Raw genomic sequence first — 23803 nt, forward strand, 5'->3', positions numbered from 1 at the left:
ATGCAAGTGGAGACTCAGCAGTGGATATTCGGTGTTGTCACAGTCGTGCTGATACACGCTATCACAGGTAAGAATCTAATTTCATTGATTTTTGGTGCCATAGCTTTTGGATATCCCATTTTAGAAATGAGAACGCGCATTCAGCGTGCGAAACGCGATATTCAAAATCAGATTTTTACTGTGATATTGCTATTGAGAATTTATGTTGAAGGCGGCTGTACCAATTTGCAAGCGGTGCGTTTGATTAAACGGCATGTCGAGAATCGTATGCAAGAATTATTTTCGGATGCCGAGCCACTCATGCAACAAGGACTTACGTTCGACGAAGTGATGAACATTCTTGCTGAAGCGTCACCGAGCGAGGAATTAGAAATGGTCGCCGACGAACTTCGACGGACGTCAAAGAGGAAAGCTGACTTATCCAAGAGTCTGACGAACATCCTAGACAACATTACACACCAAGAGCATTTAAGAATGACCAAAGCACAGGCTCGTCATAAGCAAGGTGTGTATATGAGGTTTATGGGATTCTTCATTAGTCCCCTGATCCTCTTAACCATGTGTTACATCTGGGGGATGTTTTCAAATGCACTTCATGTTTAAGAAGTTGCGCGGCAGTCTTGAGGAACTGTCGGGACGCACATGGGTCATGCTGGCCGCCATACTTCTTGTGCTAGTATTTGTTGGCCCACCAGTGATTCAGTTTATTCGAACTTCCACATCGAACTCTGTAAGTACCACATCAAGTCAGCTTAATTTTTATTCGTATACACAATGAGGAGCGTAGAGCCGTGGAAAAACTGCAAGTAGTAAAAGAGTGGAGTAAACGTCAGGCCAAACGTGTAAAAGAGAAGTCTACAAAAATGTCCTTCCGGGGGAGTCTTGAAGAAATTACAGGTCGTGGTTGGATTTTTGTTGTTGTAGTTGTTGGGATCGTAATGTTCATTGGGCCGCAAGTATTCCATCTGGTGCGTGACAACATGTCTTCGAGCGTCAATACAGTCTCATCAAACTTCAATATTTCAGACTACACGGATTAAACGGGCGGTGCCTTATGGATGAAGAATTTTGGACAAAAGTATGGCTCATTGGCCTTTGGATTATTGTCATTTGCGTTGTCTTCGTCTTAGGGCTTCCTTTCGCGCACACGGTGTCCACCATGGACACCGTGTTATTTAATGCTGAGCAGGTAGCAATACAAGGTGGGGATACCCAAACCTTATTGGATATGGCGAACGAGGAAGTTGGCTCAAATTTACCGACGCAGATGAATGGAAGGATATTGTTTGAAAGTGACTACGACATGTTGATAACGACAGACGTAAGTAACGGTGAGGAAACACTGACATTAGTGTATAATCAGCCAATTTTTGCACCGTTTCTGAATTTCATTGGTATGACCGGGCCAACGATCCCACTCAGGTTTAGCCGAACATACATGCTGAGCGCTCAGGATGAAAGTGGGGTGACTTATTTGCAATGATTACCCTAATTACCCGTTGGTGGTGGACAGTTATTACGCTTATTCTCCTACCATTTGTCCTATTTCTTATCCAGTATGCCCATGACGCAGCTCTTGTACAGGATGCAGCAAACAATGGGCGCATGATTGCTGCTGTTACCGCAGACCCATCGAGTCTAACGAACGAGATTGTACAGAACATCTCTGAATCATTACCGACAACACAGGACGGTACAACGTTATTTAATCCAAACACTGACATAGTGACACGATCTCTCAATGCCAATCAGGAGGTGGAGGTATCCGTTACTTACCACATGCCTGTGTTTGGTGGAATAGGGCACTATCTGGGAATAGGTGGAACTATACCGATTACGAGGACTACGATACAAAGCCTGGATTATCCTCAGAACGGGTTAAATGCAGTCCTTCAGTCGGCTCCCCCAAGTTCGGTTAATATATCGAGTGTCTCGCTTCAAGCCGCGGGCACAAACTTCTCCCTTACGGTAAACGGCACCGGTTTTGGGAGTGCCCCAAATGGTGTACCAGGGACAGTAACTGGTACCTTCTTTGTCATTGCAGACGTCACGCAGGGGTGGGACGCAGGTAGTCCGCAAAGTGGACTTGCGGTCACATACGCCTCTTGGAATGACACGCAAATTGAGCTATCGGGAATTCAGAACTACGGTAAGGGGACAGAGCGCATTAACCCCGGCGATGACATGTACGTTACAGTCTCAACGTCAAACGGTTCAAACACATATTACTTTGTTGCTAATACCACAGGAACGACTCAGTATAGTGCGTCGATCTCGGCTAGTAACACCACGCCGTCCATTGGGACCGCTGTAACGATAACAGCATCATCGGGGACACCAGGAGATGGGACAAACGGGATCGGTATATACGATGCAACTACTGGCCAATATCTTATATGGTCTGCAAGCGGTGAAAGCGTGTCTCAGAGCGTAAATAGTGGGTCCTCATCATCGCAAGACTATGTAGCCTACTATGGTCCTCAAGGTCAAATAGCAAACGCTTTGGCCACGAGTGACGATCTAGGAGTCACTTGGGCCAAGACAAGTAGTTCAGGTACAGTTACGGCCGTCATGATGCAAACGAGCGACGGGGCGTACATTATTGACATCTTTGGTCAAAATTTGAGCGGGGCAACCGTGAGTGGCTCGGGTCTCTCCGGTACATCCCAAGTTTCCTCGAATGAAATTCAAGTGAATGCTAATGATTCGAGTGATTCGTCAGGGGAGGTGACATTGGCAAATGGTGAGCAAGTTACTTTCCAGGCTCAAGCTTATTAGACGATTGCGGGGTGATTTGGAGGACTCAACAACATATGTATTATTTGCTATACCGATATCACTTCTTGTGATGTGGTTTATCGTCGATTCTTATAAGCTAGCCCAGGCTCATGCTATTGTGTACGACGCAGCGGAAGCGGCAGCTACAAGTGCCTCGACTCAAGCAAGTTATACGATAGGTACGCAACCTGGTGGAACTGCGTTCACCGACGGTGTAAATCAAGGCCAGGCAACGTCCGTTGCTAACACGACGTTCCAACTAGAATCGCAGAAGCTTGACTTATCAAGCGTGGTGAACATCTCTAATACATCCATCGTATTCCCTTCGGCTGGTCAAGCGTCCTATAGCGTAACGGTGTCTTATGTTCCACAAGGCATATTCGCTGCTCTTGATGTCTTAAACACGCTGTTTAACTCAGGACATATACCACCGTCCACTCCGCCTATTACATGGACTGAGACTGCAATCGCCAACCACAACCAGGATTAGGGGGGACAGTGAGTGAAAAATAGTGACCGTTTGGTAAAACTACTTTCTCTTGTATTTTCCGTGTACAGCCCTCTACACGTCTTAACCGTTGTTCTCACATATCTGATGCATCGTCGCTCAAAATACATTCTGTTTCCTCTTTTTATTCTGCTCATAGTTAGCTTTGATGGAATTTTCAAGACCGACGATGGACTGGAGATTTTAGCTGGTTTTGCGGTGTTAACTGGACTCTACATGGGTTGGGTAAAAATCCTGCGGCAAGATTATATGGTGGGGAGTATTGTTGCATATCCTATTCATCCTTGGTTGAACGGGAGAGTACGGAAACTGACGGGGTATTCTAACGTGTCTCGTGCAATTTATGAGCTCCACATCGACCCACGTTTGGAAAGGTCGGTAAGTGGCGTCAAAGCTGGGTTGCGTGTCGCACGAGACGCGAAACAGATCAGTCAACAATTAAGAGGTCATACAGCCGTAGGGACAACGTATGAAGGGGACCTCATGCAAATGGCTACAAAATATACCGGATCTAACGTTCGTACGATAGTTAGACTTGAAAATGTGCGGCCGTGGAGCGAGACTGCATTGTTCCCGAAGAAGAAATGGGACACATTTATATGGGAGTTTTAAAACAAAAAATCATCACGTTTTTGGCGCAAAAGCGCTCCTTTCACATGACAAACTTGAGTTAGTTCACAATTTGTCGAAAGGAGCGTTTCTTTTCTTGAAAAAACGGACAATCGGTTCTATTGCACTTAGTGTGATTGTTGTCGTAGGTGGCGGTATATCATATTTTGCATTCTCGCAAGGAAAGGGAACGTCAGTATCTACCGAAAAACCTCTTGAGTCAAAGTCGACACCAGTAAAGTCGGCTCAAAATACCACGGCACACCTCATTTCGCTTCAAGCACGTGAACATACTGTTTCGTCTAAGCAGGCTCAGCAATACCATACTATCCCCGTTATAACGTCCACAGGGCAATCTAAAACGTTGGATGTGGCCGATTCTCCAGTCGTATTTGTCTCGGACATGGACCCTTCTATACTTCAACAGTTAGGCGGAGGGAAGTACAAACACGAACCTACAATTGTCGTCACATGGCCCAAGCCAAATGAGACGGTGAAAACAGAACTTGAGAACGTGCAAAAAGAGGCAAAGTCTTTGAATCTCAAAGAAACAGTCGTTGCTTTGAACGGAAACTCAAAAAAATGGATTACCGGTGTGCCTGACACTTATGTTGAGAAGAACGGGAAAGTTACTGAAATACCGGGCATTCTGCCCGCAAACACGGCTTATAAATGGACATCAGTATTCAATTAACACGTATTTCTAGGAGGCAAACATCAAATGAAAATCGCTATTGATTTGGGGAATCGATTTGTAAAGGCAATCAACGAAAAAGGTGACCGAGTCATGTTACGTTCCGTCGTTGCACACGGACAACACCGCTCAGTCTTTTCGCTCTCAAGAAAACAGCCAGCCTCTGAAGAATCGATTCAAGTCACAGTAAAGGGCCAAGATTATCTTGTGGGCAAAATGGCAGAACGTTTTGGCTTGCTCCCGGAGTATGTTTTTGGTCGAGACAGATTCGATGGAGAAGCAGCCGAAGTGCTCATATGGACGGTGTTGTCTATGCTCGTTACGGATAACGAGGCTGTAGACCTTACACTAGACTACCCTTACAGTCAGTTCCATACGGTGAAGGGCAAGCTATCATCCAGACTTCGGGGTAAAAGCGAAACTATCGGACGCTACAAGTCTGAACCTGTCACTGTGTCAATTCGTAGCGTCAGCGAGTATCCTCAATCTCTTGTAGCCGCATATGCGTTAGCTCCTTCGATGCCGGAGTTGTTCGACACGGAAAAAGACGGATATATTGCAGTCGTTGATATTGGCGGTGATACCACAGATGTTGTTGTACTCGAGACTTTTGGTGGAGACATGATAATCCATGATGAAATCTCGGGCACAATTACTCACGGTACCCGGGATCTCACACAAGTCATCCGTCGGAGTCTCGAAACTCAAACGGGCGATATCATGGACACTGACCTTGCAGACCGCGTCTTACACCACGGCAGCATGTATTACGGCGGCAAAGATTGGGATCTCTCTCGTGAAGTTGAGCAAGCAAAAAATGACCTTGCGACTGTGTTGAAGTCGTGTATCTCAGACCTGTGGGGAACACGACAAAACCGAGTCCGTACGACCATATTTGTCGGAGGTGGGGCCATGATTCTTGAGTCAGAATTGCAGGGATTCCACCCAAATCAAGTAATTGCTCATGATGCGCAATGGAAGAACGCTGAAGGATGCCTTATGGCAGATTCAAACAAAAGTGAGACAGTTCGACAACGAGAAAGTGAACGAGAAAGTGTGCAACACAAAAACGCTGAAACGCGGGATCAAAGCGTAGAAAAGGAAAACAACCAACCAAACTCTACGTCAAATACATTGCTAGCCAGTGCTTCAGAACCAAACAAGCAAGAACAACAGGAGACTGCTGCCTTGGCAAATGATGAGACACCACTTCCATCAAATCCACCTCGTGAAGGCAAAAATATTGATACCGGTTCAGAAGTGGATACAAGTGCAAGAGTACCCGGTCGCTTTCGTGAGGGTGCATCGGCATGGCGGTAATAACTGTATTAACAAGCAGATCACGTAACGTATCTCTTAAAACCTCATGGGTCAGCCAAGCAGCTTTTTTAGCTGTGCTGGCCTTCTTTTTTATCGAGTTTTATTCCACTCCGTTCTCAACCGGGGACACAATGTGGTCAAACTGGGTTGGTCAATGGATCGCTTTACACAAAAGCGTTCCTATGCACGTTTATGGAACATGGACTGCCGTTGGACAACGTTGGATGCCGCAAGAATGGGGATTTGAACTATTACTTTATACGGTCAGTCATTATTTAGGTTATCGCGGCGTTGTCGCCATGATGACTTTAGTATCCTTGCTAACTTGGAGTATTTTTCACGATGTATTGAGATATTCCAATGTCCCTTATGCACGAGTTTGGGCCATTATAGCCGGAATTCTCTCAACGCCCTGGGACCAAATCCGTGCAGAGACATTTTCGTATCTGTTCATGGTAGTCACATTGTGGATCGTGTTCCGTATAAAGAAATGGTTACTGCGAATCGTAGCTTTATCTCTTTTACAAATCGTTTGGGTCAACATGCATGGTTCGTTCATGTTAGAGTGGTTGTTCACACTCTCTATAGGGCTCATCACGCTCATTCCATCTGTTAAAACGCATTGGATACAGCATGAGCGTAGTGTTAGACAAGACTTCTTTAGGTCATTAGTGACAACAGGGGTACTCTTTTCTGTATCACTTATCAATCCACAGGGCTTCAGCATATATCGATTTGCGCTATGGCTCTCCGCAAAATCAGGCGTACAGAACTACATCATGGAATGGCAACCGGCCACAATTACCGAATGGATAACGACGTCCTTGAGTCTCATTATTGCAGTTATGCTCGTAATACGCATACAAAACAAAGAGCGACTCAAACTCTTTCAAACGATCTGGGCAGTAATTGTTTTTTTGATGTTTTTAAAATCGGTCAGATTTGGATCCTATGCGCTTATCCTTACCGTATGGGCATTTGCGCCTCGCACCAAATATATACCAAAGTCCCTTTACGCTCGGTTTAAGAGGTTTCGGTTCCCGCGGGAGCTATATACGGCACTACGGCTTGGGCTATTCATTGGTTTGTCCCTGCTTATTGTGGAAGGCATCAGTTCAGTACACGGCAGTCTGTACGCGAATGCCAACGCGAGCGTAGAACCACATGCAGTAGTTGTCGTAAAGCAGATTGAACAAAAGCATCCAACGTGGCGGGTATGGAACGATTACAACATCGGTGGAACGCTTGAAACGATGGGTGTACCAGTAAGCATTGACGGACGCACGGAAATCTATTTGAAAAACGGATACATGGAAAAATTCAGCACGATTCTAGATGCAAAAAAAGGTGCTGAAAAGTACCTGAACCAGGAACACGTAAACGTCGTTTGTATTCAAAGTAAAGAGGCATTAAATGAATTGCTAAGTGACCTTCCGGATTGGAAACTCGTTTATTCGGATCAAGGCTATGTGGTATTTGAGCGGGTAGGAGTGGGGCAGTAATGGGGGCTTTTTGCGTCGATTCTTGCCTCGCTCTAGGTATGCTCCTTTGGGCGTCTTATCAAGATATCCGCGATTTCACAATTCCTATGCTGTCCATTCTATGCGGGTTTATTGGTGGATTCCTATCGGGACTCTTGTTAAGTGGGTTACACGGGCTCATCGAGTCAAGTGTAGGAGCTGCAATTGGTTTAGGACTAGGACTACTGATGTTTCAAATGGTGCGCCTCGGAATTGGTGATGTGTTACTTTTCTCGGCACTGGGTAGCATTCTGGGTCCAACATCTATGTTGTGTGTGTTCGTGGTCTCAAATACTGCTGCGTTAATTCGACTCATCATTCCAGTACTTAGACGCCATAGGTACTCAATGCCAAAACCATTCCGCCGATGGATACATCCATTCTTAAAACGAAACCGTGTGAAACGTATAGCCTTTGCTCCCTATATTCTCTTGGGCACGCTTGTGATAACCTGTGCGCTCGCTGCAAAAAAGTAAAGTGGCACGTTTTTATCACGAAATCTAGATAATCCTGCCTGAAAATATCGGTATAAGACAAGAATTTGGTAAATGGGGGTGACTCGCTTGTGACAGAGAACACGTCTGAGCGTACGGCAGAAGAAGAAGCCCGTATACTGCGGCGTGTCGTTCGCCGGGAAAACCGCAAGCAGCTCAAAAAGGGTGAAACAATTCGTGTTGAGGGTCGTCTTAATGGAATCAGACAATCTGGCATTGTTACACTAACACTTCTTGAAATACCGCAACCTGACAGCATGTTTGCAGAAGACATTTCGGAACTAACTAACCTTGCTTTACGTCATGCGCATGAAAGATGCGAACGCCTTAGATATAAGAAAGTCCTTGGCGTGCACTTTGACGGAAAAGTTTGGAGCGCAAAACTCGAATTCTAGGGGGACTGTAAGAATGAACGAAGACGTAGTGTACGTAAATATCACCTCGGAAGGCGCCCAATTGAACCCGCAAACACTCGATGATGAGCGCCATGCGACAAATATGTTTCTCATGTGGGCGTCCAACGACACGGTTATGCAACTTCAAGTGATGTCTACCAACGACAAGGTGAAATACTACGTAAACACCGCGAATGGTCAAGAGTGGAAAGAGGAAAATGCCATCACTGTAAAATATGGCCCAGTATTCGGGAAGATCCCGTGGTCTGAAGCTGGATTCGCAAACGAACGGCAAGCAGAACGCTACTTCAATCGTTTTATCTCTGCTGTGCCGCACCATTTTATCCCCAACGTCGACGGAGAGAGTGTTTTTGTCTTTTCTCGCCAACGAGCGTTGGAGATAATGCGCAATGCGAACGTCTCTAAAGTAGTAGCCGGCGCAACCTGGACAGCAGTCATTAAGCGGAGAAACGATTATGGCTATATCGTAGATGTCTCCGGAAATGATATGTGGTTACCTATTTCATTGGTAGACCATAAAGTGTCCAAACCATATGAGCTAGAAATAGGTGAAATGATTGAAATCAAAATCACGAGTAATACGACAGAGGGGCGCATTCGGCGAGTAATTGTATCAAGGAGGGATGCAAAACCCAATCCGTATGACTTGTATCATCAAAAATATTCAACGGGAGTCAGTTATCCTGCAGAGGTGTCTAGTGTTTCTGGCCGAACGGGAATGGCCGTGTTGCCTGGGGGTGTGATGGTACGTATCCGACAACGTGAGGATACGAGGGGCACGCTACGAACCGGCAGTCATGTAAAGGTTCGCCTGAATCGAAAATCGGAAAAGGACAAGATGTTCATCGGTGATGTTGAACGAATTCTCATGTGAGAGTACCCATGCAAGGGGTTCAAAGTTACAACTTGGAACTATATACTTAATAAACAATACGTTTGAAATTATGGAGATTGGAGGTGTGAACTGTGAAATCAACTGGTATAACTCGCAAAGTGGATGAATTGGGTCGAATCGTGCTGCCGATTGAGTTGCGCCGAACCTTGGGAATTAAGATCAAAGATGCCTTGGAAATCTTCGTTGATGAGGATCGAATTATCCTGCGTCAATATGATCCAGCTTGTATGTTTTGCAATTCTGCAGATGAACTAACTACATACAGGGGCAAACGCATCTGCAAAGAGTGTCTAAAAGAGGCACAAACGGCCGTCAAATCGCCCATTCTCACTTAATCAGAAATTTCCATAAGGAGACCCGCGGATAAAACTGCGGGTTTTTTTGTTAGAAGTGGGACATAAAAGTACCTCCGATTTATGTCAATACAGCGTTCCTAAAGCCCTCTTTTTTGTGCTATTAAGACTTGCGAGAAATTGAATATGGGTATAATCTGAAAGAGAAATTAGAAAAACTTTCCCTCTTATGCGCTTGAATCCATTACGTGGAGAGCAAAGAGGAGCCTAGGAAGCTATTACATAGCGAACCGCAAGGGGAAACTAGGCAGCATGTCACTCGTCGGTACTCAGTCACTCGTCGCACACTCACGGCAATACCTCTTGTTCAGTTGCAATGATGGCTGAACTCACTATGTACGCCAGCAGATGCACTAGGACGTGCACGTGTGCATAGGACAGGAGCTCACTTTCGCACTTACCCTCGGGTAGGTAGCGCCACCTTAACCTTTTCGCAATACCAAACCTTTGATCGGAATCTGCTTAAGTGGCAGTTGAAAGGCAATTGCAAGACCCGTGTTGGTTAAATGACCATCATGAAAGGTCTTTGTCGGTTGCCTTTTTTTGCGTTCCGATCTCCCCCTGCCGCCCAGGGTATCTTATTAGCTCCCAAGGCGGCGGCGCCGGGAGTATCGGAAGGTGAGAAGAATGATAAAAGGGTTCAGTGAACCAAAACGAATTCCGAGAGTCGGGAAAATCTATCTTGGCGTTAAGACTGTCAACGATGGGGGAAAAGAATACCCGAAAGCAACTGATTACTTTGTGGTTCGAGCCGATGGCACGAATACTAGTGACCAGGCTGCAGCTGCTTTTCACGAAGTGTACGGGGATAAACCAAAGGAAATCACAATTTGCTTTCCAACCGATGATCCCGAACAGTTTATGCCACAGGCCTTATGTTCCTACAAAGGTAGTCAGGGACGTGGCCGGCTTTGGTGCAAAGGTGATGGTGAAACTGCCGTTCGGGAGGATGGAAACGGAGGATACACGCAGGTTCACTGCGCGTACAAAGAATGCGAGTTTTACAAAGCAAAACAGTGTAAGGAGCTAACCCGTCTCATATTCCTCCTTCCCGAAGTAAAGGGAATCGGCATTTGGGAACTGGATAGTACCTCGTATTACACTTCACAAAACCTTATCGGTTCAATTCAACTCATTCGACAACTCACGCGAGGCCGAATCGCAATGATTCCATTAACGCTACGCGTTGTGCCTATGCAGGCTCAGGTCGCAGGACATCCAAAGACAATCTATGTTTTGGATCTCAAACTCGAAAACGTGAAAATGATGGACCTTCTTAACAAAGTAGCTACCATCGCCCTTGATGAACCGACAATGGACTTTGAACGCCCGAATGATAATGAGATGCCGGATGATCTATACATTGAGTCAAGCATTGTTCCAGACGATTCAATACCATCGCAGACTCTATCGAGTATTCCAAAATCCACTATAAACCCACAGCCAGCAAAGCAGAATCCTATAAGTGGCTTACCCGTAATTCCTGTCGCTGACTTAGGCGAAGGCGAAACGGTTGGTGTATTGGTGGACTCTGAGTTTAAAAAGCACAAAGGCCAAGACTTCGTTAAGTTAACCATCGAAATGGCTAGGACAGGTGACAGGGTAGAAGCAATGACAGGGGAAACTGAGCTGGTTAGTGCGATCCGTCAATTACAAAAAGGTACAACGATTCACATCAAATCAACCAAGCTAGAAAGAGTACCAACACCAGTAATTCAAGAACTAGCAATTGTATCCTAACTTATCGAAAGGTGTGTTTTGCATGTTAAATCGAGTGATTCTAATTGGTCGCTTGACTGCGGATCCAGAGCTTAGATATACAAACACAGGCACCCCAGTAGCTTCGTTCACCTTAGCCGTTGACCGTATGCGTACAGACTCCCACGGTAACCGACAAACAGACTTCATCAACATTGTGGTGTGGAGAAAGCAAGCAGAAAATGTATCACAGTATCTGCAAAAAGGTCGGTTGGCCGCGGTCGACGGAAGGTTGCAAATACGCAGCTATGATAATCGGGAAGGTCAGAAAGTACGTGTTGCGGAAGTCATCGCCGATTCAGTGCGGTTCCTCGACCGTGGTGACAACAACGGCAACGGTGGAACACGTAATAACACACCGCAAAACACGTCAAACGCAAACTCCAACGATCATCGTCTATCATATGAGGACGATCCCTTTGCGGACGATGACATGCCTGAAATATCGGATGACGACTTGCCATTTTGATAAGGAGGTCATCTCGATGAGATATATAACGTCAACGAAATCTAAAACGAGTGCCAATAGAACCAAACGATTCTTAGAGGTACACGGTATTCCATGTATGATTCGTAAAAACAAAAGTACCTACGTTTTGTTTACGCCGGACGAATACGTTCGTCGCGCTAAACAATTGCGTCACGCGTAATCAATCACGAATGAAAAGGAGGGACGCCCCTCTCGTTCAACACTGCGAGAGGGGATTGCCCTCATATCGTGGTGAACGATGGGCATACGAATGAATCACTGTAACCATGACGACTGCGCGTACAAACGCAAAAGTTGGTTGAAAGGCACAAAAGACCTTGACCTACACACAGATGAACTAAGATCTTACCTACGCCGTGGCATTGATTTGGATTGGTCAGGTCATGTAACTGATCGCGAAATTAAAAGAAAAATTACGTCCATTGAATCCACGGAAGCACTATTGAATGGTGAATGTATTTGGTATGCAACCATTCAGAATGATACCCGTGGAAAAACTCACCATTGGATCTGGATGGGTTATTCGAAAATCGGGAAAGCACAATACAGACCTTTACACTTAGTTCTCTCAGCTCCATATACAACGAACATAGAACGAGTCTCTGTTCTGACCGTTTATGACCCATCTATAAGTCCGTGGATGTGGAATAAAACCTTTGATATTAAACTTTGCTGGCATAAGCAACGCTTATAATGAAAACATGAAAATGCAACCAAGGGGTTGATGACATGTTTACTTGGGACGATGCGGACCAGCTAGAGGAGAGATTACAAATCATGTTGGCCCTCAAGGCAGCATTGTACACAAAGGGAAACGAAGAGATGTTAATAGAGCGAGCAATTGAAGCTTATATCGAGGACAAACCGAATGTTTCTGAGGTAGTTACTTGCGGGAATTGTTGCAAGGATTATCCTGTCGCCCCAAGAGAGATGGTTATTCCAGAGAGGAACATTCGATTTCAGGATGTACCGCTTGGATACTGCCCAGATTGTAAAATACAAATCGGTAGTTTGTTCTTGTTTGCCGCACTTGAACGGCTTGCAAAGCAACTACCAGATGGAACAACGATGTCATTGTCGGAAGCTCTCACCTATAAAGGGTAGGGAAGTACAAATCATGAGTATCACGAGCGGATAAATGTACGCCTCGTGAACCAATTGAAAACAGAGCCTAATGGTTCATATCAAAAGGTCAACGTAATCCACGGCAAATGCCTTGGTTTGTGTTGGTCTTTTTTATTTTAACCAGAGAGGGTGAACGAACAATGAAACTAAAGATGGTGATTGTTGAAAATTTCCGTTGTTTTGCAAACGAGACGTTTAGCTTCTCAGACGAAACAATCGTTCGTGCGTTTAACGGAGCAGGCAAGTCGACTATCGCAGAAGCCGTTGTGTGGTGTCTTTATGGTACCAACATTATGGGAAGTAAAAGATATGACTCCGTGCTTATGCGCGAAGGTACGAACAACATGAAAGTGATAACGGTCTGGGAAACGGCGAGCGGTCAGGATGTTACAGTAGAGCGAGTCAAACCAGAAACCGGTGGAGTAAAACAATTCATCAACGGAAACAAAGTTAGACCAGGTCAACTTGAGTCACTGTTTTTTAACTCAGTCCAAGAGTTTCTTTCCGTGTTTATACCGGGCTACTTCAGCTCTATTGAGCCAAAAGACGCAAAGGCTATTATTGCTCGATATAGTGATGTGGAGCCAAACATCGTGCTTTCAAGCCTACTTCCAAAACATAGGGGGGTTCTTGAAAACGAGAAGTTCGGCATGGGTTATGACTCCATTCAGATACTTGCAAAGAAAGCCTCTACAGAACTCAGGGAGTTGACGGAAGACCTATTGAGACTCGATGGTGAGATTTCGACCTACGAGGCTATCTTAGCCGAACCTAAGCCAGAACAGCCCAAATCGCTTGTGACAGAGGAGATTAAAGCTCAGGTCAATCGTTATTCCGAACGAATTGCTGAGTTCGATTTCACTCAGAAAAACGTCATGAATCAACGGAAAGAGCTGAACACACAAATCTATAGAAAACAGGAGACCTACAAATCAATCCGGGCCCAGCGTAAAACGCTCGATGATACATGTCCTACCTGTAAGCAAAAGCTTCTCGGCGATGCTCTAAAAACTGCAAAACAAGAAGTAGAGTTTCACAACGCAACGGTAGAACGAGAATTGAAGAAAATTGAACTAGAGGGCATCGAGCTTCGTAAGAAGCTGGAGGAATTACAGTCTCTTGAAAGCCACAAAACCATTTCTGAAATTGAAAAGATGAGAAACTTCGTTAACAAAGTCAATACTCAACTTGGAAACGAACGTGATGCTTTTACACGCTACGAAGAATGGCAAAAACGATATGACAGAGCATCCAATGAATTAAACCGGCTCAAAGGTATACGAGAGATACAACAGGAAAACATTGAGAAACTATCTCTCAAAATAGAAGCCACCAAAGCGTTTCGTTCACAGTATGTTCGGATGCAGCAGAATAAAATTGATAAGCTATTGGATAATGTAAAAATTCAACTGTTTAGGGTTAATGAGGATGGAGAGGTCTTAGACGGGTTTCGCATTCTTTGGAATAACAAACCATACAATTTACTCTCTCACTCTGAAAAAGTTTGGTGCGATCTTGAAATCGGCCGTGCGATTTTTCAACTTCGCCCGAATCCGGAGCCATTCCCGGTTTTCGTAGACGACGCTGAGAGCGTGCTCAACCTATTTAACACTCAACATGATCGTCAAATCATCGCGGCATACGCGTACCGTAGTAGCTTAATTGTCGAGGAACGTAAGTTGACTGCCTTACACCTTGAAGAAGAAATACGGAACTTGCAATCTCTAATCAGCTCACGGAGTGCGTAACCGGTGTAGACCACCGCAGACATCGATATGAAGAAAACATATCGAGGACGACGAGGACGAAAAGACTAGGAGGAAAATATTATGAGAAATTACTCAAAGCCTAAATTTCTGTTTACTGAACATGCGGTAAAACGTATCGTAAAGCGTAGAGTACCGATATCATCAATTTCATTGGTCGCTCAAGTTGGTATCACAATTCAAAGCACCAACGATAGAGTGATGAAACGTGGAGATGTAAATGGACAACAAATTCATGTTGTGATTGAAAAGCCATCCACTATCATATCGGTATATTTCGCTGATCAATGGAGTAGCACAATTGACGTAACTCGTCACAAACCACAGCGCCTAAAGCGTACATTTGCATAAACATCCTGGTTCCTGAATGAGGATAATCCCCATTCAGGAACTATCTGGAGGTGAAAGCCAAAATGATCCACCACTTACTTCTTAGAATTTGGGACCACAGCCGCCCTCTACCTGCTTTCATCACTGCAGCAATCTACCTCGCCTTTTCATTTTTTCTTCCTAAACTCCAACATTGGTTTCCGGAAGGCTCAAAGAATGAGTATAAGCTGCGAGTGACCCTTTACGTTTCACTCGTCATCGCAACCGGCTACGTAACGTTGCCAAGTGATCCAGTGATTAAGGTTGGCGACTTTCCGATTCCAAGGGCACTTTACTGGGTTGTGGCATGTGGAATTACCTTTGCGGTTGTGAAGATATTCACGACACTCCTATCTTTAAGCCTATACCAAGGTATTCTCCCAGATGCCCTTAAACTAAACAGTGAACGACGAGAGCAGGGATTGAAAAACGAACTCGCATTGAATGCTGTCTGCTCTAACGCGATAACAGGAGCATTTTTCGAAGAGGCACGAGAGTACTTGAGGGCAACTCGCCTTTATATTCGAGACGACTACCAATTTTCTATAGAAGTTAGCAACGCTTTTTCTGCTCAGCTCACTAGAGCGTTGAGTGAGTCAAATATTAGAAGTGATTGTGCGACATTTATGATTCGCGACGTTGAGAACGGGTCAAATGATTTTCGCCTCTGTCCTCGACCAGCCAGAAACATTGCAAAAGAAGCTGTACGTCAGTGGAAAAGACAAATTTCTCATGACGAACCGGTCATCGTTGATTCTGTTGCTAAGTTTGAACAGAAAACTGTGGTTGCAATTATCCCACCCGGTTCTTTGCCATATATTGTTGTATTTTGGTCAGATGAAGTTCTTCCAACGTACCCAATTGTGAATGCACTTCTTGCATTTGATAGTCTAATGACATCAGATGAGATTTGGAACTTTCATAGAGTGCATTCCGAATACATTTCAAAATTCGGTGACCCAGATGCGGTAAATAGTCATTTGGAGAGTATCTTCCAAAATGCCGAATAAAGCTATATGATGAAATAGAAGGTGGTGGACATGCCTATGCTGAAGCAACCGACTCGAAAGCCGAACAATTCTTCGACGCGCGCGCGCACAAAAAATGTACAAGCAGTTCTATTAAAGGCATTCTCCTCTTCTAACGCGAGTCCAGTAAAACCAACCGTAACTCGCGGACAACGAGAATGGATTAATTACATCGCAAAGTAACGCTATAATTATCATAACCCCTTCTTCTCAGTGAAGAAGGGGTTTATTTGCGTCCTGCTATACCCATCCTATTAGGGATAGGAGGACGTATTATGAAAAAGAAACAAAAAGGCTGGAAGTCACAATCAGATACTGAACTTGCAAAAGAATCGCTAGACAAATTTGGAGAGGTAATGAAGTCACATCTAGAAAAACAGCGACACCGAGCGACAAACCCGTCTCCTAGTCAAATTAAGAGCCTAGATAAGTATCACAAGTTTTTAGATTCGAAAGACTAAAGCATCTTGTCAACAAACACATGTTGGAGTAATCTGAAAGAGAAATCAGAAAAACTTTCCCTCTTATGCGCTTGAATCCATTACGTGGAGAGCAGAGAGGAGCCTAGGAAGCTATTACATAGCGAACCGCAAGGTGAAACTAGGCAGCATGTCACTCGTCGGTACTCAGTCACTCGTCGCACACTCACGGCAATACCTCTTGTTCAGTTGCAATGATGGCTGAACTCACTATGTACGCCAGCAGATGCACTAGGACGTGCACGTGTGCATAGGACAGGAGCTCACTTTCGCACTTACCCTCGGGTAGGTAGCGCCACTTTAACCTTTTCGCAATACCAAACCTTTGATCGGAATCTGCTTAAGTGGCAGTTGAAAGGCAATCGCAAGACCCGTGTTGGTCTCACATGACCATCACGAAAGGTCTTTGTCGGTTGCTTTTTTTTGCGTTCCGATCTCCCCCGTCGCCGGGGTATCTTATTCACTCCCCGGCGACCTTGCGGGGAGATTTCGGAAGGATGGCTGACACTATGCACATCAACGCCCCAAAGAAAATCACTCGACTAGGATGGCTTCAACTTGATGTCCAAGAAACCACGGAAGAGATACTTTCAAACGGAGATAGCCCCTATCGTGAGCAGTTAAACGACATTACGATTGGCGAACTTTGCCCGAACTTGTTTGACATGTCACAACAGCAATCCCAACCGGCAAGCACGGTAGCCTAATTAAGTTCACCCGGTTACGTCGTTGCAGAAAGGAGTGGGGACGGGCTGTCAGTTGTCATTCAAGAACGTTCGTCAATCACCATCGTTGACCTCGCTGAACAGGCTAGCCTCAAACTAACACGTATGAGGAAGCATGGTCAGTACAAAACGGATTGCCCGTTTTGTGGGGATATGAGGCAAAACTTAGAGCTTAACGCGATGAAGAACGTGTTCCACTGCTGGGTTTGCGATGCCGGCGGTGGACTCGTTAAATTCTACGCGTTACTCCACGACGTATCAGAAGACACTGCGAGAAATACCTTGTTCCCGCTCAAGGCCGGGCAACGTCGTTTTACTCATCCAGCGTTGAATCTCACGCAGGCGGAGTTAGATGAAATCGGGTTTGAGCTTGGGCTTATCCACAAACGGCCAGCGTCCTGGTCACCTCAGAAATGGGGGCAGTACCGTAAAAGGACGCTCGACTGGGTGTGGTTTGAGTGGAAGAGGTATAACGCATGGAAAAAACAATTCAATCGACGTATCGGACGTTTGCTTGAACAAGCTGAACATACGTCGAGTGAGGGGGAACAGCATGTTGAAACTGAGCGAACAGGTGCTCGTTGAAAGCCCGACGGCTCGTACGTCCCTGCTCAATCAGACGGACGTGCTAGACCGTGTGAAAAAGTTAGCGACACTGCCAGGCGACATATACGTATCGCTTGAAATGGCAGCAAGCTATTACGAAGTTTCAAAGCAGACTATTGCTAGTCTCATTCATGACCATCGTAGTGAGTTTGAGAACAGTGGTTTGCGCGTGCTGCAAGGCGAAGAACTGAATTCCCTCAAGGAATTCAGTTGTATTGGCAAGCGTGCTCGGTCCCTAACCGTGCTACCGCGACGCGCAGTGCTTCTTGTCGGGATGTTCCTGAGAGATTCCGAAGTCGCAAGACAAGTGAGGACTTACCTTCTTGATAAAGAGTCGGTGGAAACCACCGAACCTGATACCCGCACCGCGATCTTAAGATGGGTTGCGGCCAACACGAAGGTGATCAGCGACATCGTACTGGATCCTCGAGAGCGGATTCGGTTCATGGAGCGTATCTATTCGTTCGCAGGTATCCCACATGTTGAAGAACGAAGTACGAGACAATCATCGACAATTCAAAGTCCTGTACTCGCTATCGTGGAAAAGACGCAGCAACGGCTAGGACGTTGGTACGCTTGTCACGATATAGCAGAACGATATGGTCTCTATTCGATAAATCATAGACTCCATATCCAACTCGTGAGTGCAATCATACAGACCTTCGGTGAATTGCAATCTGAAGTAGATGTGAAACCCGTGTTGGTCACAACAAACTCGTCTAAGAAAGCGGAAGTCATCTCGTTCATGTATAGCGAACGAATCGCGAAGCGTGTAGGCGAAGAGTTGGAGCGTCTTAATTGGCCTGACCTCGTTTCCATCAGGGGTACACGCTTCAAAGTGATGTACCGAAACAAACCAGACAACGGTCGCGTAGCAACGTTAGCATAACTACAAACAACTGAATCCTCGGTTTTACCCTGCCGCCGCAGGTTCTGACAAAAAATCAGACCTTGCGCGGCGGCGCGGGGTCAAAAACGGAGAGATGCAATATGAAAGCTACATTCCAGCCGGAAATATTAATTAAGACCTTAAAGGACATTGTACGCGTCGCATCCAGCAAGACGACTGTGTATCGAAATGTCCTCATTACAGTTGATAAAGACGAGTATTGCGTTGACTTTACGGCTTCATCGGAAACCGTATCACTGAAACGCTCGTTGTTTGAGCGAATTGGTGATCCGACGGTTCGAATCGAGAAGTCAGGCACTATTCTCGTTCCCGCAAAGGAACTGCTTAATATCGTGAAGTTTGCAACCGACGAAGTGATCTTTGTACAGGATGGGTTACACCTCAACGTACGTTCCGGAAAACAAAGTGCAAAAATTCCGGGCCAAGATCCGAAGTTGTTTACTCCGTATCAGAACCGGGACGAAACAGCGCGTATGGAACTACCGGCTCCTGTATTACAAAATGCACTACAACGGGTTGTCTACGCGTGTTCGAATTCTGATGTACGCCCAATTTTAAAAGGAGTCAACTTAACAATTTCTAATGGAACCATGACGGCTGTTTCCACGGACGGTTTGCGATTAGCTAAAACGTCAGTCGGTGGGATTGTCATGGAAGGTGAAGACGAGCGCGAGTTAACCATCCCAAAAGAACCACTCGCTCACTTGTCCTCTATGTTGCCTTCGGATGACGACGAAACAGTTGTCCTAGAAATTGGCGAACGAGTTATGGTGGCCACGTGGTCTGATGGTGAAACGCGTCTTACTATGCGAGCACTCGACGGCACGTATCCTGATTATCAAAGGATCATACCCGCTTCGGTCCAGGTACAACTCGAAGTCAATCGAGCTGACTTGTTGCGCTCCTGCGAATTTGTCTCTTATTTTGCTGGAGACCAAGACCAAATGCGCACGATATTTGAAATCGCAAATGGCGAACTAGTGCTGTCTGCTGAGTCGAGCTTAAACGGAAAGGGTACTGATTCTGTGCCTCTCTTAAATCCCGAAGCAACCATTGAAAAAATGGCATTCAACTCTGTGTACTGGGTCGAAGCCCTTCGTGCAATGAGTTCGGAGAAAGTGGTAATTGGTATCAATGGTCCGCTTGTACCAGGGACAATCTCTGCGCCGGACACAGATTGTTTGTCACTAATCTCTCCGGTTAGATTACCTGCAGAACAACGGAGCCAAGACGAATCACAAGAACAAAAACAAACCGCGTAATCACCATGACTCAAAAAACCAAATAGGGAGGGAAGCCCCTGAATTGTATAGGGGGCTTTCCCCTATACGGTTGAATGGGCGAAAACATGGCAATGACACAAGAAAAATTAACTCTTAAAGGTCTTACTGCAACCACCAGTGACGTAGAGTCCAGAATTGGACACTTTGTATGGTATGCGATGTCAGAACGATTAGTCCCGAAACAGCAGCTGTGGGAACTCTTTAAGGCCTCTGGCTTGCCTGAGGAATATCGTATTCCGGAGATTCGTCCAGCTGATGCGTTCCGTCGTGCAACAAAAGAGTTAGAAGGACGGGTACGAGACTACGAAGGTGCTCGATTCCTCATTCGAGACGTAAAAACGGGTAACCGTAAAGAGGTCGTTCGACATTTGGTCATTGAGACGCCAACATCGGCTGAAACGAAACTCGACTACGACCCTCGAGCCGCGGTATTCGTGTTCAACCACGAGTACAAGACAACAGACGTAAAAGTCTTCAATGTAGACGACCCCAACGTGGTCAAAGCGGCCGAGGAGTTTCAGAATCTATATGGACTTTATTTAAACCACTTTGATGCCGATGCACGGCGTCGGATGGTGCGTTCTGTACTGAAAGACTTGTCTGCTACACCGCTCAAAGAGTCTGGTGGCGTCTACCTGGTGCCGCGCGACAATGAAGAGCTGTTGTTTCAACTCGTTCGATTCTTGTCGTCACTGCCACACACCTATGCGTATAAGCTTCCGGTGATGAACACCGAAGAATCGCGTGACATGGTGAGAGATGTCGTGACGCACAAAGCACAGACGTTTCTTACCGAGATGCGCGCTGCACTCAAAGGTCAGGTAGACGACAAAGAAGTACAAGCCCTCATGGCACGTGCACATTCAATACGAAACGAAATCGTAACCTACCAGAACATCTTGAAGGAGAGCATAGGCACGCTTGAAACGGATGTAGACATCCTACAAGCGCAAATGCGTGCCCTTCTCGAACAAGTCTAAGTTCTCTATACCCTGGCCGTGCAGGGCTAAACCATTTAGCCCCCTAGCACGGCTTGGGGGCATGAGGAGAGATTTAAAAATGAACCAACAACATATTATAGATAAAGTAAACGCGATTCGTACCCATTTGACGACGTCTTTCTTTGAACGTGAAGACGTGATCGACGGATTGCTGACTGCACTCGTTGCACGTCAACACATCTTGTTGATTGGTCTCCCTGGCTCTGCGAAGAGTGCGATTACGGACGAGCTCTCTCAACTGATTGACGGGTACAAGTACTTTGAATGGCTCATGACGAAATTCACGACTCCAGAAGAGCTGTTCGGGCCATACGACCTACAAAAGTTGAAAGTTGGCGTCTATGAACGAATTACCACAGGGAAACTCCCTGAAGCCCATTTTGGCTACTTAGACGAGGTATTTAAGGCAAGTTCCGCGATTCTCAATGCTCTACTCAAAATCGCGAATGAACGAGTCTTCTACAACGGGACAAATGCCGTAAGAGTACCGCTTGGTACACTTGTTGGTACAAGCAACGAATTCCCCGAAGAAGAGGAGTTACAGGCTGTCTATGATCGCTTCGTGTTTCGGTTTCAGCCAGGATACATTCGCGAAGAACATAACTTCATTGCTATGCTGACCTCGCCACGTCCGGCTCGTCCGAATCTGTTGACGTTGCACGAATTACAACAGCTTCAACAGGCGGCGAAACTGATTAAGATTGACCGAAGCGTCGCAGAAGCGTTGCTCAACCTCAAGAACGACCTGATTCAGGAAGGCATTACGCTGTCGGATCGACGCTGGCGACAAATTGCTACGGATGTATTGCCGGCACGTGCGGTTCTCGCAGGAAGGGACCACATCATCATCGAGGAAGACGCTGAAATTCTTCAGCACACTCTTTGGGACGATCCTTCTCAAGTGGCGAAAGTGGCGTCCATCGTTCGTAAACGCCTCGATCCAGTCGCTGGACAAATCGCAGAACTGATCGAAGATGCACGCGACATCGCAAACAATGCGATGAAGGCGAATGAAGACCAGGCCGTTCAAGTCGGCACCGAAGCGGTGAAGAAACTCAAACACATAAAGCAAGAGATACAGGCGTTTAAGACTGCTGGAGGCTCTCCATCTAAAATTGCGCGGATTGAAGAAGCTGAGTTGAAGGTGGATGCATTGCTGAAAGGGGTTATGTCCAAGTGTCTCGGGATTTAAGATTTGGGTCGATTGAAACGGATCGTTTCGACCGTCGCACATTTCAACGAGTATATGAAGAGTCAACAAAACTGCAAGAGGCCGTCAATAACCAACAGATTGATGGCGTTATTCCTGATGTGTGGGCGTCGCTCTACAAGAGCGCGCCTTCCTTCGCTTCCGATGCGTCTGTCGTAAACAAACGTGTCATGGAAACGTTGATGGCACAAAGCGCATGGAAGGATCTCCGTGGGATGACACAATTCGACGAATATGGTTCGGCGATTGGCTCTCTTGATTTACAAAAGAAGCTCGATGGAATTATCCCGGACGATGTGAAGAATGCGGCGCAAGCAGTTCATAAAATGCAACAACAGTTACAACAACTTCTTGACCAAGCAGAAGCGTATTCAGACGCAGCCGGTGGAGACCTAACGAGTCCCGCACAACACAAGGCCGACGAACTACATGCGCTAGCGAACGAACTTCGTCAGGCTTTGAATGGGGCAGAAGCTATTTTCAACGAAGCGTACGATACACATGGTTCGTCCATCGCGAGAGAGATGCGTCAAGCACTCGACGAAACCGTTGATTTGGCTACACAGGACGCTGACGCAATGCATGCCTTCGGTATAGAACCCGGCAACGGGAACCCAGTGAACGGCGCTGAACGTCTACTGCTCGCTGATATGCTGCGCAGCGATCCGAAAATACGTGAAATCGCGAAGCTCGCCGGACGAATGCAGATGATCGCGTTAAAAAAACGTCGCAATCGTACACAGCACCCACCGACGGAAGTAGTCAATATTACCCTCGGGGATGACTTATCTCGGCTTGTACCATCTGAACTCGCTCTGTTAGCAGACCCGGATACAGAAGAAGAGTTTCTTCTCCGTTTCGCGGAAAAACGCTTATTACAGTACGAGCTGAAAGGATACGAACGAGAGGGACAAGGTCCCATTGTAGTATGTATAGACGAATCTGGTTCGACGGAAGGTGTAGTCGAAAAGTGGTTAAAGGGCATTGCACTTTCGCTTTTTGCTATTGCATCCAGAGAAAAACGAGCATTTGCAGTCATTCACTTTGCAAGCAGAGGTGAATGTTACGTCCAGAAATGGGCAAACCCTCGCATTGCACCGGCTACTGAGATTATTGAAATGGCTTGTCACTTCTTCGACGGTGGGACTTCCTTTGAGGAACCCCTTCGAGAAGCTGTAAAAGTCATGGATGACTCGGCATTTCAAAAAGGCGACATCGTTTTTCTTACCGATGGCGCAGCCTCGGTCTCCGATGAATTCTTGAACGGGGAGTTTCGACGGGTGAAGTCTGAGAAGAACTTCAACGTAATTTCAGTGGTGATCGGACATTCCGATACCGCCGTTCGACCCTTTACGGACCAGTTAGCCAAGCCACAGGTCGGGGACGACGATACGTTGTCGTTTGTCATTGAATCATTGAACTAAAAAAGTGTCGGTGATGATTTTGCACATACTGTGCAACGGAGC

27 protein-coding genes are annotated in these 23803 nt (G+C 46.0%); all 27 read left to right on the forward strand.

The genetic code is table 11. The annotated features are described in order from the left end of the window. Positions 1 to 603 carry a type II secretion system F family protein gene (locus tag K1I37_RS20875; protein ID WP_161624342.1) on the forward strand — a complete coding sequence of 201 codons (603 nt, stop codon included), beginning with the start codon at positions 1 to 3 and terminating at the stop codon, positions 601 to 603. 188 nt (positions 604 to 791) lie between these two features. Beyond that, the gene (locus K1I37_RS20880; RefSeq protein WP_021296026.1) at positions 792 to 1040 is read left to right on the forward strand and encodes a hypothetical protein; all 249 of its coding nucleotides are present in this window, start codon (positions 792 to 794) and stop codon (positions 1038 to 1040) included. A 14-nt stretch (positions 1041 to 1054) separates the two neighbouring features. Further along, positions 1055 to 1483, forward strand: coding sequence for a hypothetical protein (locus K1I37_RS20885; protein ID WP_021296025.1), 429 nt, complete (start codon positions 1055 to 1057; stop codon positions 1481 to 1483). A gap of 1257 nt (positions 1484 to 2740) precedes the next feature. Next, entirely contained in the window at positions 2741 to 3268 is a 528-nt protein-coding gene (locus K1I37_RS20890; RefSeq protein ID WP_021296023.1) for a hypothetical protein, read from the forward strand. A gap of 12 nt (positions 3269 to 3280) precedes the next feature. Continuing rightward, positions 3281 to 3898: a hypothetical protein gene (locus tag K1I37_RS20895; RefSeq protein WP_021296022.1), complete on the forward strand. Its 618-nt coding sequence runs from the start codon at positions 3281 to 3283 to the stop codon at positions 3896 to 3898. Positions 3899 to 3992: 94 nt separating this feature from the next. Then, positions 3993 to 4589 (forward strand): hypothetical protein, encoded by a 597-nt coding sequence (locus K1I37_RS20900; protein ID WP_021296021.1) that lies wholly within the window; start codon positions 3993 to 3995, stop codon positions 4587 to 4589. Between the two features lie 27 nt (positions 4590 to 4616). Then, positions 4617 to 5909: a ParM/StbA family protein gene (locus tag K1I37_RS20905; RefSeq protein ID WP_021296020.1), complete on the forward strand. Its 1293-nt coding sequence runs from the start codon at positions 4617 to 4619 to the stop codon at positions 5907 to 5909. After that, positions 5900 to 7411: a hypothetical protein gene (locus tag K1I37_RS20910; protein ID WP_021296019.1), complete on the forward strand. Its 1512-nt coding sequence runs from the start codon at positions 5900 to 5902 to the stop codon at positions 7409 to 7411. Before K1I37_RS20905 ends, K1I37_RS20910 begins: the two co-directional genes overlap by 10 nt. Positions 7412 to 7449: 38 nt before the next feature. Continuing rightward, positions 7450 to 7905: a prepilin peptidase gene (locus K1I37_RS22040; RefSeq protein ID WP_407653239.1), complete on the forward strand. Its 456-nt coding sequence runs from the start codon at positions 7450 to 7452 to the stop codon at positions 7903 to 7905. A gap of 89 nt (positions 7906 to 7994) precedes the next feature. Continuing rightward, a complete protein-coding gene (locus K1I37_RS20915; RefSeq protein WP_021296017.1) occupies positions 7995 to 8318 on the forward strand; it encodes a hypothetical protein in 324 nt (107 codons plus the stop codon). A gap of 13 nt (positions 8319 to 8331) precedes the next feature. Next, positions 8332 to 9213: a S1 domain-containing protein gene (locus K1I37_RS20920; RefSeq protein ID WP_021296016.1), complete on the forward strand. Its 882-nt coding sequence runs from the start codon at positions 8332 to 8334 to the stop codon at positions 9211 to 9213. A 92-nt stretch (positions 9214 to 9305) separates the two neighbouring features. Next, on the forward strand, positions 9306 to 9569 hold the full coding sequence (locus K1I37_RS20925) for an AbrB/MazE/SpoVT family DNA-binding domain-containing protein (RefSeq protein WP_021296015.1): 264 nt from the start codon (positions 9306 to 9308) through the stop codon (positions 9567 to 9569). Between the two features lie 645 nt (positions 9570 to 10214). Beyond that, positions 10215 to 11327, forward strand: coding sequence for a recombination directionality factor (locus tag K1I37_RS20930; protein WP_031218403.1), 1113 nt, complete (start codon positions 10215 to 10217; stop codon positions 11325 to 11327). Positions 11328 to 11349: 22 nt separating this feature from the next. Further along, the gene (locus K1I37_RS20935; RefSeq protein WP_021296013.1) at positions 11350 to 11814 is read left to right on the forward strand and encodes a single-stranded DNA-binding protein; all 465 of its coding nucleotides are present in this window, start codon (positions 11350 to 11352) and stop codon (positions 11812 to 11814) included. 16 nt (positions 11815 to 11830) lie between these two features. Further along, positions 11831 to 11995 carry a hypothetical protein gene (locus K1I37_RS20940; protein ID WP_161624341.1) on the forward strand — a complete coding sequence of 55 codons (165 nt, stop codon included), beginning with the start codon at positions 11831 to 11833 and terminating at the stop codon, positions 11993 to 11995. 569 nt (positions 11996 to 12564) lie between these two features. Beyond that, positions 12565 to 12939, forward strand: a complete 375-nt coding sequence (locus K1I37_RS20945) for a hypothetical protein (RefSeq protein ID WP_021296012.1) — start codon at positions 12565 to 12567, stop codon at positions 12937 to 12939. Between the two features lie 161 nt (positions 12940 to 13100). Continuing rightward, positions 13101 to 14708: an AAA family ATPase gene (locus K1I37_RS20950; protein ID WP_021296011.1), complete on the forward strand. Its 1608-nt coding sequence runs from the start codon at positions 13101 to 13103 to the stop codon at positions 14706 to 14708. An 81-nt stretch (positions 14709 to 14789) separates the two neighbouring features. After that, the gene (locus K1I37_RS20955) at positions 14790 to 15077 is read left to right on the forward strand and encodes a DUF4258 domain-containing protein (protein WP_021296010.1); all 288 of its coding nucleotides are present in this window, start codon (positions 14790 to 14792) and stop codon (positions 15075 to 15077) included. Between the two features lie 50 nt (positions 15078 to 15127). Then, complete coding sequence (locus K1I37_RS20960) at positions 15128 to 16105, forward strand: hypothetical protein (protein WP_146824867.1); 978 nt, start codon at positions 15128 to 15130, stop codon at positions 16103 to 16105. 293 nt (positions 16106 to 16398) lie between these two features. Beyond that, complete coding sequence (locus K1I37_RS20965; RefSeq protein ID WP_021296008.1) at positions 16399 to 16584, forward strand: hypothetical protein; 186 nt, start codon at positions 16399 to 16401, stop codon at positions 16582 to 16584. A gap of 515 nt (positions 16585 to 17099) precedes the next feature. After that, entirely contained in the window at positions 17100 to 17309 is a 210-nt protein-coding gene (locus K1I37_RS20970; protein WP_021296007.1) for a hypothetical protein, read from the forward strand. Positions 17310 to 17384: 75 nt separating this feature from the next. Further along, positions 17385 to 17912, forward strand: coding sequence for a CHC2 zinc finger domain-containing protein (locus K1I37_RS20975; protein WP_262927025.1), 528 nt, complete (start codon positions 17385 to 17387; stop codon positions 17910 to 17912). Continuing rightward, complete coding sequence (locus K1I37_RS20980; RefSeq protein WP_152498757.1) at positions 17884 to 18822, forward strand: hypothetical protein; 939 nt, start codon at positions 17884 to 17886, stop codon at positions 18820 to 18822. The genes K1I37_RS20975 and K1I37_RS20980 overlap by 29 nt, the downstream gene beginning before the upstream one ends. 101 nt (positions 18823 to 18923) lie before the next feature. Next, on the forward strand, positions 18924 to 20105 hold the full coding sequence (dnaN, locus tag K1I37_RS20985; RefSeq protein WP_021296004.1) for a DNA polymerase III subunit beta: 1182 nt from the start codon (positions 18924 to 18926) through the stop codon (positions 20103 to 20105). A 92-nt stretch (positions 20106 to 20197) separates the two neighbouring features. Then, the gene (locus tag K1I37_RS20990; RefSeq protein WP_322790885.1) at positions 20198 to 21106 is read left to right on the forward strand and encodes a DUF6744 family protein; all 909 of its coding nucleotides are present in this window, start codon (positions 20198 to 20200) and stop codon (positions 21104 to 21106) included. Between the two features lie 79 nt (positions 21107 to 21185). Next, positions 21186 to 22319 carry an AAA family ATPase gene (locus K1I37_RS20995; RefSeq protein ID WP_188332407.1) on the forward strand — a complete coding sequence of 378 codons (1134 nt, stop codon included), beginning with the start codon at positions 21186 to 21188 and terminating at the stop codon, positions 22317 to 22319. Next, positions 22304 to 23761, forward strand: coding sequence for a vWA domain-containing protein (locus tag K1I37_RS21000; protein ID WP_021296001.1), 1458 nt, complete (start codon positions 22304 to 22306; stop codon positions 23759 to 23761). The genes K1I37_RS20995 and K1I37_RS21000 overlap by 16 nt, the downstream gene beginning before the upstream one ends. Positions 23762 to 23803: the final 42 nt, after the last annotated feature.

The sequence above is a fragment of the Alicyclobacillus acidoterrestris genome (assembly GCF_022674245.1).
Classification (GTDB): domain Bacteria; phylum Bacillota; class Bacilli; order Alicyclobacillales; family Alicyclobacillaceae; genus Alicyclobacillus; species Alicyclobacillus acidoterrestris.